General features: G+C 67.1%; 12 protein-coding genes and 3 tRNA genes. 6 read left to right on the forward strand and 9 right to left on the reverse strand.

Annotated features, from left to right (window positions below):
* Positions 1-154: 154 nt before the first annotated feature.
* Positions 155-904 carry an alpha/beta hydrolase gene (locus tag NZ773_01780; protein ID MCS6800658.1) on the forward strand — a complete coding sequence of 250 codons (750 nt, stop codon included), beginning with the start codon at positions 155-157 and terminating at the stop codon, positions 902-904.
* On the opposite strand, the gene NZ773_01785 is transcribed toward NZ773_01780, so the two are convergent.
* The 6 genes from NZ773_01785 to NZ773_01810 form a co-directional block, all read right to left on the reverse strand.
* Entirely contained in the window at positions 901-1,170 is a 270-nt protein-coding gene (locus NZ773_01785) for a hypothetical protein (GenBank protein ID MCS6800659.1), read from the reverse strand. The two genes, NZ773_01780 and NZ773_01785, sit on opposite strands and share 4 nt — an antisense overlap.
* A gap of 120 nt (positions 1,171-1,290) precedes the next feature.
* Positions 1,291-1,362: transfer RNA gene (locus tag NZ773_01790), tRNA-Lys, on the reverse strand.
* A 97-nt stretch (positions 1,363-1,459) separates the two neighbouring features.
* Positions 1,460-2,431, reverse strand: a complete 972-nt coding sequence (locus tag NZ773_01795) for a glycosyltransferase (GenBank protein ID MCS6800660.1) — start codon at positions 2,429-2,431, stop codon at positions 1,460-1,462.
* Positions 2,428-3,294 (reverse strand): polysaccharide deacetylase family protein, encoded by an 867-nt coding sequence (locus tag NZ773_01800; protein ID MCS6800661.1) that lies wholly within the window; start codon positions 3,292-3,294, stop codon positions 2,428-2,430. Before NZ773_01800 ends, NZ773_01795 begins: the two co-directional genes overlap by 4 nt.
* 80 nt (positions 3,295-3,374) lie before the next feature.
* A complete protein-coding gene (locus NZ773_01805) occupies positions 3,375-5,792 on the reverse strand; it encodes a CoA transferase (protein MCS6800662.1) in 2,418 nt (805 codons plus the stop codon).
* A gap of 148 nt (positions 5,793-5,940) precedes the next feature.
* Entirely contained in the window at positions 5,941-7,074 is a 1,134-nt protein-coding gene (locus NZ773_01810; GenBank protein ID MCS6800663.1) for an undecaprenyl/decaprenyl-phosphate alpha-N-acetylglucosaminyl 1-phosphate transferase, read from the reverse strand.
* 545 nt (positions 7,075-7,619) lie between these two features.
* Here NZ773_01810 and NZ773_01815 point away from each other — a divergent pair.
* Genes NZ773_01815 through NZ773_01825 form a run of 3 tightly spaced genes read left to right on the forward strand, consistent with a single transcriptional unit; the run spans position 7,620 to position 11,222 of the window.
* A complete protein-coding gene (locus NZ773_01815; GenBank protein ID MCS6800664.1) occupies positions 7,620-9,266 on the forward strand; it encodes a hypothetical protein in 1,647 nt (548 codons plus the stop codon).
* Between the two features lie 3 nt (positions 9,267-9,269).
* A complete protein-coding gene (locus tag NZ773_01820) occupies positions 9,270-9,854 on the forward strand; it encodes a hypothetical protein (GenBank protein ID MCS6800665.1) in 585 nt (194 codons plus the stop codon).
* Positions 9,855-11,222, forward strand: a complete 1,368-nt coding sequence (locus NZ773_01825; GenBank protein ID MCS6800666.1) for a hypothetical protein — start codon at positions 9,855-9,857, stop codon at positions 11,220-11,222.
* A gap of 4 nt (positions 11,223-11,226) precedes the next feature.
* Here NZ773_01825 and NZ773_01830 read toward each other — a convergent pair whose 3' ends face one another.
* Both NZ773_01830 and NZ773_01835 read right to left on the reverse strand, forming a co-directional pair.
* Positions 11,227-12,015: an SDR family oxidoreductase gene (locus NZ773_01830; GenBank protein MCS6800667.1), complete on the reverse strand. Its 789-nt coding sequence runs from the start codon at positions 12,013-12,015 to the stop codon at positions 11,227-11,229.
* A gap of 16 nt (positions 12,016-12,031) precedes the next feature.
* Complete coding sequence (locus tag NZ773_01835; protein ID MCS6800668.1) at positions 12,032-13,054, reverse strand: LLM class flavin-dependent oxidoreductase; 1,023 nt, start codon at positions 13,052-13,054, stop codon at positions 12,032-12,034.
* A gap of 461 nt (positions 13,055-13,515) precedes the next feature.
* Between NZ773_01835 and NZ773_01840 the strand changes: the two genes are divergently transcribed.
* Together NZ773_01840 and NZ773_01845 are read left to right on the forward strand one after the other, a co-directional pair.
* A tRNA-Thr gene (locus NZ773_01840) sits at positions 13,516-13,587 on the forward strand.
* Positions 13,588-13,606: 19 nt separating this feature from the next.
* Positions 13,607-13,691, forward strand: a tRNA-Tyr gene (locus NZ773_01845).
* Here NZ773_01845 and NZ773_01850 read toward each other — a convergent pair.
* A complete protein-coding gene (locus NZ773_01850) occupies positions 13,686-14,876 on the reverse strand; it encodes a glycosyltransferase (protein MCS6800669.1) in 1,191 nt (396 codons plus the stop codon). The genes NZ773_01845 and NZ773_01850 overlap by 6 nt on opposite strands.
* Positions 14,877-14,886: the final 10 nt, after the last annotated feature.

Genomic DNA, 14,886 nt, shown 5'->3' on the forward strand with positions numbered 1-14,886 from the left:
CGAGGCTGGCTCTAGGAAACTCCTGCGCCGTGCCGGAGGAGGCCGCGGTCGATTGCCGCAGTTGCGGAGAGCGCGTCCCCGCCCGGTTCCCGAGCGACGGAAGGTGCCATCGGCGCGCTCCCCAGCGCTTCATCATCTGAGGCGGACGAAGAGGATGCAGCGACGGGTCATCATCGTTCTGGGCACGGCGACCCTCCTCTGCGGCGGAGTGGGGCTCGCGCTTCGCTTCGTTCTGCCCCCCGGCCCGATGCCGGAGGCGACCGCAGCGACCCGCTCCGATGAGCGCGTGCTCGTTCTCCGGAAAAGCTGGTGGGAATTCCAGCCGGCGGCGGGGAACCCGCGGGCAGGTCTCATCTTCTATCCCGGCGCCTTCGTTGACCCCGTCGCCTATGCGCCGGCAGCCCGCGCCCTTGCCGAGCGGGGCTACTTCGTCGCGCTCGTGCCAATGCCGCTCGGTATCCCGCTCCTCGGCGTCGACCGCGCTGCCGCCGTCATCGCCGCCAACCCCGCCGTTCCGGCATGGGCTGTCGGCGGCCATTCCCTCGGCGGCGTCGCAGCGTCTGCCTTCACCTTGCGCAATCCCGACCGCGTGGCGGGACTGGTGCTGTGGGCATCGTATCCCAATCAATCCGATGATCTCTCCCGGCTTCCGCTCGAAGTGGTCTCGGTGTATGGAGAGCTCGACCCGCTCAGCGCTCCGGAGCGTGTCCGTGCCTCACAGGCGCAGCTGCCGCCGACAACGCAGTTCGTCGAAATTCGGGGAGGCAATCACGCCCAGTTTGGGTGGTATGGGGAACAGTTCCGCGACCGGCCCGCGCTCATCAGCAGGGACGAGCAGCAGCGCCAGGCGATCGCTGCCACCGAACAAATGCTCAGCGCGCTAGCGCGCAGTCGCGGCCCTTAGCGAGCGGCGATTGTTGGGCTCTCCGATGGGATCTCTTCCGGGAGCGCGCCCGCCGCAGATTCGCCCTTCATCTCCTCAGCGAGATGGGCGAGATCATCGGCCGCCTGAAGAGCAGCCGCGATCACCGGGCGGAGGTCCGGAGAGAGCGTCTCGCTTTCCGCGATCAACTCGAGCGCGCCGACGATCACCGTCAGCCGGTTATTGATTCGATGCGCCGCCTGTGCGCCTGGAGGAATAGCGTTGTTCTCGTGCACAGGCCCCCTCACTATCGCTCATCCAGCAGCTGATCCGGCCACAGCTACCAGTACGATATATTACGTATCACTTATCGAGCAAGAGGTCAATTTAATGGGGGAGGATCATCCACTCGGAGGAGGAAAAGGGGGTGAGCCGGGTGGGATTCGAACCCACGACCAACGGATTAAAAGTCCGCGACTCTACCACTGAGCTACCGGCCCGCGCAGAGAAGTATACCGCCTCGCGGGACTGACGGCCCCACCGTAGGCCGACTTCGCCTCTGGCCTGCGCTTCCCTCTTCAGCTCTTCGCGCTCACGCTAGGCAAAACTCGGCCGCAGCCGCGCGCGCAGCGCTTCCCAGCGTTGGCGAGCGCTTTCGACGAGAAAGCCGGCCACCGTCGCGGCAAAGCCTGCGATGATGGCGGCGGCTTTCGCCGGCCCCGCAAGTGAGCGCGTCCGCGCGCCGTCGGCCAGCCCGCGGAGGACGCCAGCCGGCAGCACGCGCAACGTGTAGCTCCGTTCCTCCGACAGCCCGGCAGCCGCGCCAACTTCGCTCATCATCGACGCCTTCGAGACTCCCTCGAAGTAGCAGCGCGCAAGAAAGTAGCGGAAGCGCGTGCGCTGCGGCGGCACCGTATGGAAGATGACCGCACGAGGCTCGTAGAGAAAGACGCGGTCCGGCCAGCGTTGGGTCGCGCGGATAGCGAATTCGGTCTCCTCACAGCCCATCGGACGTTGGGAGTTGCGGCCGATCCCGGTCCGGAAGCCGCCCGTTTCGAAGACCGCCTCCTTGCGGATGCACATCGCTCCGCCGAAGGGATTGCGCACGACGGCAGTCTGTTCGGGCAGGCCGCGGTAGCTGCACCCAACGACCCAGAAGAACTCTTCCGGAAACCACTGCGGCGGCGCAGCACTCCACCGGGGCTCAACCCGGCTCCCGACCCCGAGCACGCGCGGGTCGGTGAGGTGGCGGCTCATCTGCTCCAGCCAATCGGGAGCTGCGGTGGCGTCATCATCCAAAAATGCGACGAGGTCAGAGCGCGCCGCCCGAACGCCGGTATTGCGCGCACCGGAAAGCCCTGCCGCTTCTTCATTCTCAATCACTCGAACGTCAGAAACCGCCGCGCGGAGCCGTTCCGCAAGGGCAGGATTGTGGTCGACGATAACGACGATCTCCTGAGGCGCCAGCGTCTGTCGCCGCACGGAGTCGATGGCCGCGAGCATGTCGTTCCAGCGGGCCTCGGTATAGACGCAAAGGAGAACGGAGACGGGAAGTGCAGGAGAGGTCATGCATGTCCTTTCTGCTTCGTCCGCCGCACTACCGGCATGATAACGCGTCGGAAGTGACGATAGAGAAGCGACCGCCAGAAGTCGACACTGCGCCAGTGGGCGTGCTCAGAAGCCTCGAGCAGACGCGCAAGCGCTGCGCCGCCAGTGTCGGGTCCGACCTTCAGCCGGCGGAGGGCAAACAGGTCGTCGGCCAGTCCGCTGACGCCGTATCGGACCGCGCAGGCAGAGGTGAAGCCGGCGCGACGGACAAGCCTGCGCAGGCTCGGGTCATACAATCCATAGGGGTAGGCGAAGGTCGCGCATTCCTTCCCGAGTCGGTCTTCGATCGTCGCTTTGCTCCAGCGAATTTCGGCAGCCGCCTGCGTGCGCGGCAGCGCATCGAGCCTCGGATGAGTGACAGTGTGCGCGCCACATTCGATGCCGGCTTGGGCGATCTCGCGCACCTCCGCCCAGCTGAGCATCCGGCGGTCAGCCTCGCCCTCCGGAGCAAGCCACCGCGCCTGACCGCCGATGGCACCGGTGACGAGATAGAGCGTCGCCGTCAGCCCGTAGCGAGAGAGGACCGGCAGCGCGTACCGAGAGAAGTCGGCAAAGCCATCGTCGAACGTAATGACTACTGGTTTGGGAGGCAGCGCGCGCCCTCCCCGCCGCGAGCGGACGAGGTCCGACACGGTGACCGCCTGATAGCCCTGCGACGAGATGACCGCCATCTGCTCATTGAACCGGTCCGGCGAGACGACGAACGACCGGAAGGCTGGCGAACTCGACCGGTCGATGCTGTGATACATCAAGATAGGCACGCTTCTCGTCACGCAGCGGTCGCGCGCACCGTCCGGCTTGGGCCGGTCGACAGCCAGTGCCATCCTCTTGCTCCCTCGCTTCCAACGATAGCGCTTGCCGCCTTCGGCCACCACCGTCCCGCCGGGTCGCCGGCGGGACAGCGCTAGCGCAGCCAGCCGTTCAGATAGCCCGCCACAATCTCTTCTTCGTCGAGCCCCAGCAGTTCGCGTAGGAGGCGCTCGGTATCTTCCCCGAGGAGGGGAGCCGGGCGGGAGACCCGACCCGGCGTCGACGTCAACCGGACGGGCGGTCCATCGGCGAGATGGACACCCACTTCGTGGTGCTCAATGCGGACATAGTGGCCGATGGAGCGCATCTGCGGGTCTTCCTCGACAAGATCGCGATGACTCTGAACCGGCCCCGCCGGGATGCCGAGCTGCTGCAGGCGCGCGGCGGCGGCACGCGCTGGCTGGCGGCGCGTCCAGCGCGCGACGATCTGATCGAGCGCATCCTCATTCGCTTTGCGCGCGGCAAGAGAGGAAAAGCGCGGGTCGGTCGCGAGGTGGGGCTGCTCCATCGCCGCCGCGAGAGCGGCAAACTGCGCGTCGCTTTGGCACGCAATGGCAATCCAAGCATCATCGCCGAGCGCGGGGTAAGCGCCATGGGGCGCTGCATCGGGCGAGCGGTTGGCGCAGGGGCCAGCAACGACGCCGTTGACGGCGTAGTCCATCGCCTCGACGCCGACCCAGCAGACCGTGCTCTCATGCTGCGCGAGATCTATCGTCTGCCCGACGCCGGTCCTCCGACGATAGTGCAAAGCGGCAAGGACGGCGACCGCGAGGTGGTACGGGTTGCAGGAGTAGTCTGGATGCGCGATGCCAGCCCCAGCCGGGGGGTCGTCGGGAAAGCCGGTAATGGCGTGATGGCCGGCAGCTGCGCCGATAGTGTAGCCAAGGCCGATGAAATGCTGGCGCGGTCCGGTGCGCCCCATCGTCGAGGCGCGGGCGATGATCAGGTCGGGACGAAGCGCGCGCAGCCGGGCGAGGGTCAACCCCCATTTGGGATAGGGATCGACGCCGAAGTTATCGACGAGGACGTCGGCGGTCTGAATGAACCGCTCGAGCAGCCGGACTGCCTCCGGGTGCGTCAGGTCGAGGACGACCGACGCCTTCCCGGGATTGAGATTGTTCCACATGCCGGAGGCGTTCAGGCTATCGTTGCCGGGCGGCCGCGCCGTCGGCAGGCGGCGGGAGCTGTCTGGGCGCGTTGCGCTCTCGATCCGGAGCACCTCTGCTCCGAAGAGCGCCATGAGGCGGGTCGCTAAGGGCGCAGCCGCAACCCAAGAGAGATCGATCACCCGAACTCCTTCAAGCGGCAGCCGGTCGCGGCGCGCCGGCGGCGCCGAACGGGGAGCACGCGGCCGCGGGAGCCAGCCCTCGCCGCTGTGCTCGCCCGCCAAAGGAGGGCGGCGGAAAATCCGCCACGGCGTGGCGCTAAGACGGAACGGCGGGCCGGGATAAGTGATGTCGCGCTCGATCTCAGGATGAGGGACACGCTGCCAAAAAGCGCGCGCCGCCAGCTGCGGGTCGGCGAACAGCTCATCGATGCGCTGAACCGGAGCGACGCCCACCCGCGCCTCTTGACCAAGCCGCCAAATTTCATCCCGGGTCATCGCAGCGCACAGCGCTTCGCATGCGCGTTCTATTGTCTGAGCATGAGCCGCCCGGTAGTCAGCGGAGTTCCAGGCCGGGTCGGCAAGCTCCTCCGAAAGAAGCCCGGCACGCTCGAGCAGGCGACGAAACGACTGCCAGCGGTTGCCGATCGAAACGACCACCCAGCCGTCCCGGCAACGGAAGAGCTGGCGCATGCGGAGGTAGTTCTCGACGCCGAGGCGAGGGCGCACCCACCGCTCGAAATCCCAGTAGGGGAGGGCATTCTCGGCGTCGATCGCGACGGCAACTTGACCGATGACCTCAACAAGCTGGCCCCGCCCCGAGTGGTCGCGGGCAGCCAGCCCGAGCAGCGCGCCGCAGGCCGCAAGGACCCCCGTCTGATATTCGGCTTGATTGCCGCCCAATTGGCTCGGCGGCCTGGTCGGCAGGCCCGCCAGAAACATCAACCCGCCCAGGGCTTGGAGAATGAGGTCAGACGCCTGCCAGCGCTGGTAGGGGCCGGTCGTTCCAAAGGGGGTCGCCAGAACATACACCAGTCTCGGGTTGCGGCGGGCAAGCGCGGCATAGTCAATCCCGAGCAGCGCGCGCTCGGCGGGAAGAGCGGTATCGACGACAACGTCGGCATCGCGGGCGAGGGCGCGCAGGCGGCGGCAGCCCTCTTCCTGCGTGAGGTCGATGAGTTCCGACCGCTTTGAGGTATTGAAATACCAGAAGGCGAGACTTTCCCCCTGGGCCGGACCGGCCCGCACAAACGGCGGCCGCCGACGGGCAGGGTCGCCCCCCGGGGGCTCGAGACGGATGACATCCGCCCCAAGATCGGCAAGCAGTTTCGTGCCGTACCACGCGAGAGGACCGGCGAGGTCGAGCACCCGGACATCGCGAAGCGGCGCAGGAAGCAGATCACGCACATATGCGGGCGAAGCTCGCGATCTTTGAGGTCGCGAGCGGACATCGCGAAGCGGCGCAGGAAGCAGATCACGCACAGGTGCCAGCCGGGGCAGTCAGCCTCCTCGTCTCGGATAAAGCATGGAGTATCCAATCGGCAGGAGGATACTCTCAGCGCCGGCTGTTGTCGAGTGGTTCGCGCTCGGCGGTGAGCGGCTGCGCCCTCGCCCCATCGGGCGGCGGCGGGGCTGCCGGCAGCACCGGCGGCGCCGGCATCGTTGCGCGCTGGTAGACACGCTCGAGTTGGACGACGCCGTAGAGCGCCGCAAGGACGACGGTCGCCGCGATAGCGAACGCTTCGATCTGGCCGGCGCTGCTGAGAAAGACTGCAGCGAGACCGAGGATCCCGCTCAGCATCGCGATCACCATCACGGCCTCTCGCTGCGTCAGCCCGAGCATCGTCAGGCGATGAGAGAGATGGTCACGGCCAGCGGCGGTGAGCGGATTGCGGCCGCGACGCAGCCGCGAGATGGTGACAAGCGCGGTGTCGAAAATCGGCACGCCGAGGACGAGGATGGGAATGAGCAGCGTTACGGTCGGGTCGTTGTCGAACCGGAGCTTGATCCCGATCGCGGCCAGTAAAAAGCCGAGCAAGAGGCTTCCCGCATCTCCCATGAAGATCTTCGCCGGAGCCAAGAAGTTGAAGCGGAGGAAGCCGAGGCTGGCGCCAGCGACGGCGGCGGATAAGCTGGCAACGAGGAACTGTCCACTTCCCGCCGCAAGGACGAGGAAAAACCCGCTCGCGATCGCCGCCACGCTCGCCGCGAGACCATCCATGTTGTCGAGCAGATTGAAGGCGTTCGTCACGCCGACAACCCAGAGCACGGTCAGGATCAGGTTCACTTCCTGCCACGGGGTCGCCGACTCGACGCGAACGCCTGCGGCGAGAAGCGGCCAAGTCGCCAGAAACTGCACGCCAAGCTTGAGGTAGGGCGACAGCCCCACTCGGTCGTCAATAAGGCCGGCGATGGCGACGATAGTCGCTCCGAGCAGGATCGCTCCGAGCTGGGGGAGGTTGAAGCGGTCGGTGAACAGCATCAGGGCGACAATCAGCCCCAGCCAAATCGCGACCCCCCCCATCAAGGGCACCGGAACGCGATGGATCTTGCGCGCCGCCGGCTGGTCGACAAGCCCCAGCTGGATCGCGAGGTGACGAGCGAGCGGCGTGCCGAGAAGGGTGAGGAGCAGCGAGACGACAAAAATCGCCATGTAGGTGATCGTCGCAGGAAGGGGGGAAGCGAACATCAGTCAGCACCGCCCGCGCTTTTCGTCTTCTTCGCACGCAGCTCCGACCTTCGCTGGTTCGGCCAGCGCTGTCGGCGGCAGAGCCGCGCGGCCGCCGCGCCTCCAGCCGACTGCCGCGCGAAAGGCCGGCCATCGTTCCGGGCACTCCTCGGCGCGCCGACCGCGCCGCGAGGGCGGCGCGCTCGGCGAAAGAGCAGAGTAAGGCAAACCCGCACGCGAAGGCGCGCTCCTCTCGGCGTCACCACTCGCCTCACTTCACGGCCGCAAACCGTGAGGATTTTCTGCCCTCTTCTTCTCGCTGAAAAGAGGGAGGGAGCGGCTGGCCGTGCAGGAGACAATTTTCGCCGGCCTGCGTGATCGTACACCCTCAACGCGGTGGAGCGCCGCAACGAGCGCGAGCGCAGCCGGCGGTCGCTATACTTCCCGCTGCGTCTCCGAGGTGGTGGCGCGACCGCCGTTGCTCGCGAGCGGTCCAGCTGATCGAGGGTTCTATCGCTATCGCAGTCGTCGGCGCTCCGCTTGCGCTCTTCATCGGAGCCGCTCTGGTGCTGCTGCTGCGCCGCTTCCCGCCGGCGGTCAAGGCAGTCTGGCTTCTCTCGGCGCTGACAGCGCTTGCGCTCGTCCTGCCGCTGTGGCCGGGCGCTGACCTTCGGCTCCCTTGGATTTCGGGAACCCCCGATGTCGCCCTGGCGCTTACCCTCCATGTCGACGCCCTGACCCGCACCTTCGCGCTTGCCGTCGCCATCATCGCGCTTGGGGTCGCTCTCTCCGACACGATAACCTCCCCTCCATGGCGGTTCGTCGTCGGCCGGCACCTCGCCTTCGGGATCGCCCTGCTGATCATTGCGGCAGCGGACATCGCTGTTGCGGCCAGCGCCGTTCTGCTCTTGCCCCTCGCCGAAGGCGTGACCCGCCGCTTCGACGACGATGCCCGCTTTGCTCTCCTCGGCGGCATGTTCGGCGCGGGGATGGGCATTCTCGCTGCTGCCAGCTTCGGGCCCGCCAGCTTCTTCGGCTTCGTGGCGCTGCTCGCAGCGACACTGTTCCTCCTCTTTCAGCTTCCCTTCACGAGCCTTGCCGAGCGCGCGCTCGGCGGGCTTCCGGGAGCGTTCTCCGCCAATCTCGCGACCGTGCTTCTGCCGGGCTTGGCGATCGTCATTCGGTTCGGCTGCGACGGCGCCGCCGCGTGGCAGCTTCAGTTGCTCTCCGTGTTCGGCAGTTCGACGATGGCCTGGGCGGGGCTCGCCGCCGCCCAGGCAGCGACCATCCCGCAGCTTCTCGCCGCGCTCGCTCCCCTCTACGCCGGATCGAGCTTGCTGGCGCTTGGGCAGGGTATTTCCCCCACCCAGCCGGCCGCGATCTTGATCGGCATCGCGAGCGTGCTTGCTCTCGCGGGGACGGCGCTCACCGCCGACCGGCTCGCCGTGAGCGCCGGCACGACCGCGTTCGAGGGAGCCCGAGGCATTGCCTTCACTCGGCCGGCGTCAGCGCTTCTCCTGCTCGGCGGCGCGCTCACCCTCTTTCCGCTTCCACTCCTCGGCGGCGCGCCGCTCGGCAGTGCGCTCGCGCTCGCCGGCGCTTGGAGCGATGGAAGGGTCGTCCTTGTCATCCTCGCGCTTGCAGGGCTGAGCGGCGCTTCAGTCGGCCTCGGCCGGCTGGCGATGATGCTTTTTGCCCGCCCAGCGGAACGGCGACCCCTGCCTGAGCAGCCAGTCGGGCTCGTCGCCGCTGCGCTCCCGCTGGCGAGCGCGGCCGCGACCGGTGTGCTCGCCTTCACGGCGTGGGACCCCGCAGCCCACGCCGCGATCGCGGTCTTCGGCCTCCGTCCTCGTCCGACCGGCGGCGAACTCCTCGCTCTCCCGTGGTACGGGACGGCGGCGGCAATCGTCAGCCTCTCCGCCGCGACGGCGCTTGGACTGGCGCTCGCTGCGCGTCGCCACCGCCTTGCGCCGCCGCCCCGGCCCCGTCCCAGCATGGAGGTGCCTGCTCCCCCCCCAGCGAGCGGAACGCGCGAAGTGACGGAAGGAACAGAGCAGCGGCCCAACGCGCGCCCGCTGCTCGACCGCGCTGCGCAGTTCGTGCAGTTTTCGCTCTGGCTGTTTGCGCAGGGGCTTGCCGTCCTCGAGGGACGGTACTACATGGCGGCAGTGCTCGTCATCAGCCTTTGGGCGCTGATCATCTTCCTTGGGTAGCTCGTGACCGAGACCACGCTCCTTCTCGGGATGTTGGTGGGAGCTGTCTCGCTGCTCATTCTCACCGAGTCGTGGCGGGTTTCGCTCCCCTCGCTTCTGCTGACCTACGGCGTGATGGCCGTGCTCGTCGGCATTGAGACCAATCCGGCCATCGGCGCGGTGCAGCTTCTCGTCGGCATGTTCACCGGCGGGGTACTTTTTTCGGCGCTCCGGATCTTGCCGCAAAGCGCCCCCGCCACTGTCCAGTACGCCTTCGGACTGCCGTACCGAATTGCGACCGGCGTCTTCGCCGTATCCGTCGCTTACAGCCTTGCCTCGACATACCCCGTGGCGGAGGCGTCGCCGGCGCTGAACTTCGGCGTCTACTGGCTCGCGGCCGTCGGCTTGATCACGCTCGTCCTCGCGCGACGGGTGCTGACCACCGCCTACGCGATTTTTCTCCTCGAAGAGGTCGCTTCGGTCTTTCTCTCGCTGTTCAGCGAAGGCCCGGGCTTGGCCCGGCTGCTGTTGGCAGGGATTGTCCAGCTCGCGATCGCGGTCGCCGTTGCCTACCTGCTCTACATCGAGCGCGAAGGGGAGCTCGCCTAAATGGCATGGCATCTCCTCAGCCTCGTGCTTCTCCCGTGGGCAGCCGCGCCGGTAGCGCTCGTGCTCGGCCGGCGGCCTGGGCTGGGGATCGCCATCGTCACCGCGTTGGCGCAACTGCTCCTGACGAGCCTGTCGAGCGACGATGACCTCTTCCAAGCGGGCGGAGTGGTGCTGGTCCTTCAGCCGCTCGACCGCGTCATCGTGCCCGTGATCGTGGCCGCCTTCGTCGTCGTCTGCCTACTCGGCGAGCGGGACTCCCGGGCCGTTGCCCCCGTCGGGCTGCTGGTGAATGGGGCGGCGGTGGGGGTGGCGCTGGTTTCGAGCCCGTTTCTCGCCAGCCTGTTCCTCGAACTGGCCGCCGTCGGCGTGCTCTTTCTGCTGCCGGCGCGAACGCCGCTCCCGATCTTCCTCTCCCGCGAGGCAGTTGCCGGCGCGAAATATCTCGCTCTCACGGTGGTCTCCGCGCTTGCGCTCCTCTCGGGCTTCGCGCTTCTTGAGACGACCCGCATTGCGGGGGAGACGCGCACGGTCGGCCAAGTCGTGCTGGCCCTCCTCGTCGTCGGCATCTGGCTGCGCCTCGCCGCCTTTCCCTTCCATCTCTGGCTGCCGGACTTCGCAGGGATCGCCCCGCCGCCCGCCGTGACCTTGGCGGCAAGTGTTGTCAATGTCGCGACCATCGTGCTCCTCCTCTCGACACTCTCGGAGGCGCCGTGGTTAGTGCTTCCCGAGCGGAACCGGCAGGTGATCGCCGCGTTGGCTGCGCTGGGCGCGCTCGGAGGCGCGCTCCTTGCGCTCAACGCCCGGGACGGACGACGGCTGGTCGCGTACGGGGCGTCGGCAGAGCTTGGGTTCGTCCTGTTCGGCATCAGCCTCGGTTCGCCAACAAGCGTCGCCGCGGCGACCTCGCTGCTTGTCGCCAATGTGATCGCCGTCCTCCTTTTCTGGGGTCTGATCGCTCAGATTGAGCGGCACGTGGGCAGCACAGAATTCGGCGCAATGCGCGGGCTGATCACCCAGCTGCCGGGCACCGCGCTTGCGTTCTTGGGAGCAGCCCTCACAGCAGGAGGGGTCCCGCTCTTCGCTTCCTTTCCCGGACGCTGGATCGTATTTCGGGTCGGCGCCGACGCTGCCGCCGGCCTGACGCTGCTTCTGCTGCTCGCCAACCTGATGCTGCTCCTTGCCTATTGGCGGGCCTTTCGCGCCCTCTTCCTCGGCCGACCGTCAGCCGAGGTAGTTCCGCGCGGCTCGGAGCGCGCCACGCTCTGGCTGTCTCTTCTTATCGCCGCCTCGGCAGTGCTGGGGGCAGCGCCGTGGCTCCTGCTGGAACCGATCCGCGCCGCAGTCGCCGGCCTCGCCTTCCTTCAGTGAGACCCTAGACGGCAGGCGACGCGCCCCCATCGAAATTGATCGCGGTTCCTGTCAGGTAGCCGGCACGCGCCGAGACGAGGAAGGCGATCAGATCGGCAGCTTCGTCGGCGGTGGGGATGTAGCCGACGGGAACACTTTTCGCCCGCTCGGCGTAGGCGGCCTCGAGACTAAGGTGGGGATACATCGCCTGCGTCGCGCGATCGATCTGGGCGCTGCGCACGAGCCCAATGCAGACGGTGTTCACTGTAATCCCGTCCCCGGCAACCTCCTTCGAGAGCGCCTTCGTGAGGGCGATGCCGGCGGCTCGGCTGACCGATGTTGGCAGTGTGCTCGGCCCAGGGGTCTTCCCGCTAATCGCCGTCAGGTTGACGATCCGCCCCCAGCGGGCGGCACGCATATCCGGGAGCGCGCAGCGAATGCACCGGATTGCGCCGAACAGCTTCAGATCGAGGTCCTCCTGCCACGTCGCGTCATCAACGCCGTCAAACGGATTTGCGTTCGCCGTGCCCGCATTGTTGACGAGGATCGCGACGGGCCCGAGCTGAGCGCGGACCGTGGCGAACAGCCGGTCAACATCCTCGGGCCGACGGACATCGGCTGGAACCCCAAGCACCGGCACCCCCGTCTCTTCGGCGAGAGCGCGCGCTGCTTCCGCGAGGCGGTGGGGGTCGCGCGCACAGATGGCGACGCGGGCCCCTTCACGTGCCAGACGGCGGGCGGTGGCGCGGCCAATCCCGGCGCTGCCGCCGGTGACGACGGCGACTTTCGCGGTAAGACCAAGGTCGAGGGGCATGCTGTTCGCTCCGCATTCAGGTGAGAAGTGGGGCAAAGGTATCGATCAGAAGACGCGTGCTGCGGTAGCGCTCCTCGGCGCTCGAGAAGCGCCCGCTCGGGATCAGCACGGGGATGTCACAACTGTCCCAGTGCGCGAGTAGCTGCTCGCGCGCTTGCGCCGGCGTTCCTGCAATCCCCATCTCCTGGAGGATGTCGTCGGTGACGGCACGCGCAACAGCGGTCATATCCCGCTGCTGGAAGAAGGCGTGCTGGATCGCTTCTTTCTGAGCGGTCCACCCATGAAAATCGAGGAGCGACCCATAGCTGCGCGTAGCAAGATAGTTGCCGAGCCCCATCTTGCAGGCAAAGCGGGCCCGCTCGGGGTCGTCGTCGACCACGGTGCAGATCCAGCGGGCGAGGTCGAAGGAGGCGCGGCTGCGCCCCGCCCGGGCAAGGCCGAGCGCGACGTTCGGCTCGATAACTCCCTCAATATAGCGCCGCGTGTAGCAAGGATGGCCCGCCATTCCCTCGCACAGTTCGCCCGCCAGCTGCGCCATCCGCCGGTTGACCGCCCCAAGGTAGATTGGGATCTGATCGCGCGGCTGCCACGGGTCGTGATAGCGGAGCTGCGGGATCGTGTAAAACCGCCCGCTGAACGAGAACGGCGCCTCGGTGCGGTGCCGCCACACCCCGCGCATGATCTGGATCACTTCGCGCAGCTGAGCGGCAGGCCGGTCGACGGTGATCCCGTACTGATACAGGTTTTGACGCTTCGTCCCGGTAGCAAGCCCGAGGATCAGGCGGCCATTGGACAGTTCGTCGACATCAGCTGCGGCCGACGCCGTGACGACAGGATGGCGGATGAACGAACGGCAGATCCCCGCGCCGATCGTGATGGTCGAGGTATTGCAGGCGATAGCGGCGAGAGCAACGAAAGTATCTTGGCCGGGATCGTCGCTCGTGAACACCATCGCAAACCCCGCCGCCTCGGCACGCTTGGCGAGATCGATCTTGTCGCGCGCGCTATTGCCGACGACGGAGATGCCGAGACGCCGCACGGGCTAGTCAGTATCCGCGGGAGGTTCTTTTTGCGCGCTTGCTGAACGGCGCCGCTGGCGGGGCCGTGACCGGGAAGGGGAAGGAGCCGGCGCAGTGTCGTTCTGGGCAGGGCGCTCGCTCTCGGCAACAGCGCGCTCCGACAGCCGCATCAGCAGCTCTCCATCCGGAGCGAGGCCGACAGTCTCAAAGATCCCTCGGTCGAGAAGCCAGCTGATCGCATTCTCCGCCGCCGGCAGGCGCGGGTCATCGGCCGGAAGGCGCCAGTCGTTCTCCCGCCAGTCCCGGCCGCTCTCCCGGCCTCCGAAGCGCGATGGTCGATAGCTGTAGCTCACAGGCTAACGGTATCTCCTCTCCATCGAGAGATCAAGCAAAAGCGCATCGCCGGCGGTCTTGATCGCGGCCCCAAAGGAGGCCTATAGTTTAACTGCTCCGTCGCTCGAGGGAAAACGTTCTCCCTGCTGCCGACGTAGCTCAACGGTAGAGCAGCGGTTTTGTAAACCGCGGGTTGCGGGTTCGAATCCCATCGTCGGCTCCGAGCGGCGGAGTGCTTTGGTAGGGTGGCCGAGTGGTTAATGGCAACGGTCTGTAAAACCGTCGGGCGAAAGCTCTACACTGGTTCGAATCCAGTCCCTACCACCCCTTCTCCACGCTGACCGGCCGCTGCCCCGAGGCAGCGGCCGTTGCAATGTAGGCTTCCTCCAGCCGCGCCGCCACGCGCTCCCACCGAAACTCTGTCTCCGCAAGCGCCCGAGCGCGCCGGCCGAGCTCCTGCCGCAGGCGCTCATCCTCAAGACAGCGAGCAACTCCTTCGGCAAGCCCGGCTGCGGTCTCCTCCACGAGCAGCGCCGCTGAGTGGCGGGCAAGGAGCGCGCCCATGTCGCCAGTCGGATTGGTGACAATTGCCCGTCCGCTCGCGAGATACTCACCGATTTTGTGGGGATAGCGCGCGAGGTTATAGCGGCGCCCCGGGTACGGAAGGAGAAGCACGTCCGCACAGCCGAGAAAGTTGCGGTACCGTTCCCCGGAAAGAGAGGGGAACCGGATCAGCCGATCGCGCCAGCGCGGGTCAAGCTGCCGCTGGAGAAACGCTCCCGACGGCCCCGCAACCGCAAGGCGCAGGGCCGGATAGCGGGGGGAAAGCCGCGCGAGAACAGCAGCAAGGAGATCAACATCCAACCGATGGAAGCCCGCAAACCCGACGAGAAGGCACCCTTGCGGTATCCCGAGGGCGCGGCGCGCCGCCCGCTGGTCGACGGGGAAGATCGCCTCACTGTCCGCGCCGGGAGGGAGCAGCCACACCCCTCCGCGCGGGGCTCGCAGGCGAAGAGCGCGTCTGGCTAAGAACGTCGAGATCGCGGTGACGCTGTCGGCAGAGGTGACAATGGCCTCCTCAAGGCGCGTGTCGATCAAGCCGATCACGTAGCCAATCACTCCTCGCCGCTGGCTGGCGAAGCCGCCGAACCCGAGGAGGTCAGCCCAGTCATAAACGAGCGGAACTCCGCTCCGGCGCAGCCGCGCCGCATGCCAAGCGGCGGTTGGGCGAGGCGAGAAAGCGTGGACAACGTCAAACGCGCGGTCGGACACGAGCAGACGGGTGGCGATCTCCGTCGGGTCAACGCCGGTTTGGCGCAGCTTGCGCGGCCCAAGACCGCCGGCTTCCCAGCAAGAAACCCCCTCGCGCAGAACGTGACGCCCCCCAACGTGCCGCGTCGTGCTCGCGGCGACGACTGTTACCTCATGGCCGCGCCGGCCGAGATGCTTGGCCAGAGCAGCAGCGCGCGCAAACTCCCCTGTTTCTCCCGCGATCTGCGAACACAGCATCGCGATGCGC

Source organism: Dehalococcoidia bacterium, assembly GCA_025054935.1.
GTDB lineage: Bacteria > Chloroflexota > Dehalococcoidia > SpSt-223 > SpSt-223 > JANWZD01.

Bases quoted from the DNA above. Each gene is read 5' to 3' on its own strand.
- NZ773_01810 (MCS6800663.1), bottom strand. From the start codon at position 7,074: ATGTTCGCTTCCCCCCTTCCTGCGACGATCACCTACATGGCGATTTTT.
- NZ773_01825 (MCS6800666.1), top strand. From the start codon at position 9,855: ATGGCATGGCATCTCCTCAGCCTCGTGCTTCTCCCGTGGGCAGCCGCG.
- NZ773_01850 (MCS6800669.1), bottom strand. From the start codon at position 14,876: ATGCTGTGTTCGCAGATCGCGGGAGAAACAGGGGAGTTTGCGCGCGCT.
- NZ773_01795 (MCS6800660.1), bottom strand. From the start codon at position 2,431: ATGACCTCTCCTGCACTTCCCGTCTCCGTTCTCCTTTGCGTCTATACC.
- NZ773_01830 (MCS6800667.1), bottom strand. From the start codon at position 12,015: ATGCCCCTCGACCTTGGTCTTACCGCGAAAGTCGCCGTCGTCACCGGC.
- NZ773_01780 (MCS6800658.1), top strand. From the start codon at position 155: ATGCAGCGACGGGTCATCATCGTTCTGGGCACGGCGACCCTCCTCTGC.
- NZ773_01800 (MCS6800661.1), bottom strand. From the start codon at position 3,294: ATGGCACTGGCTGTCGACCGGCCCAAGCCGGACGGTGCGCGCGACCGC.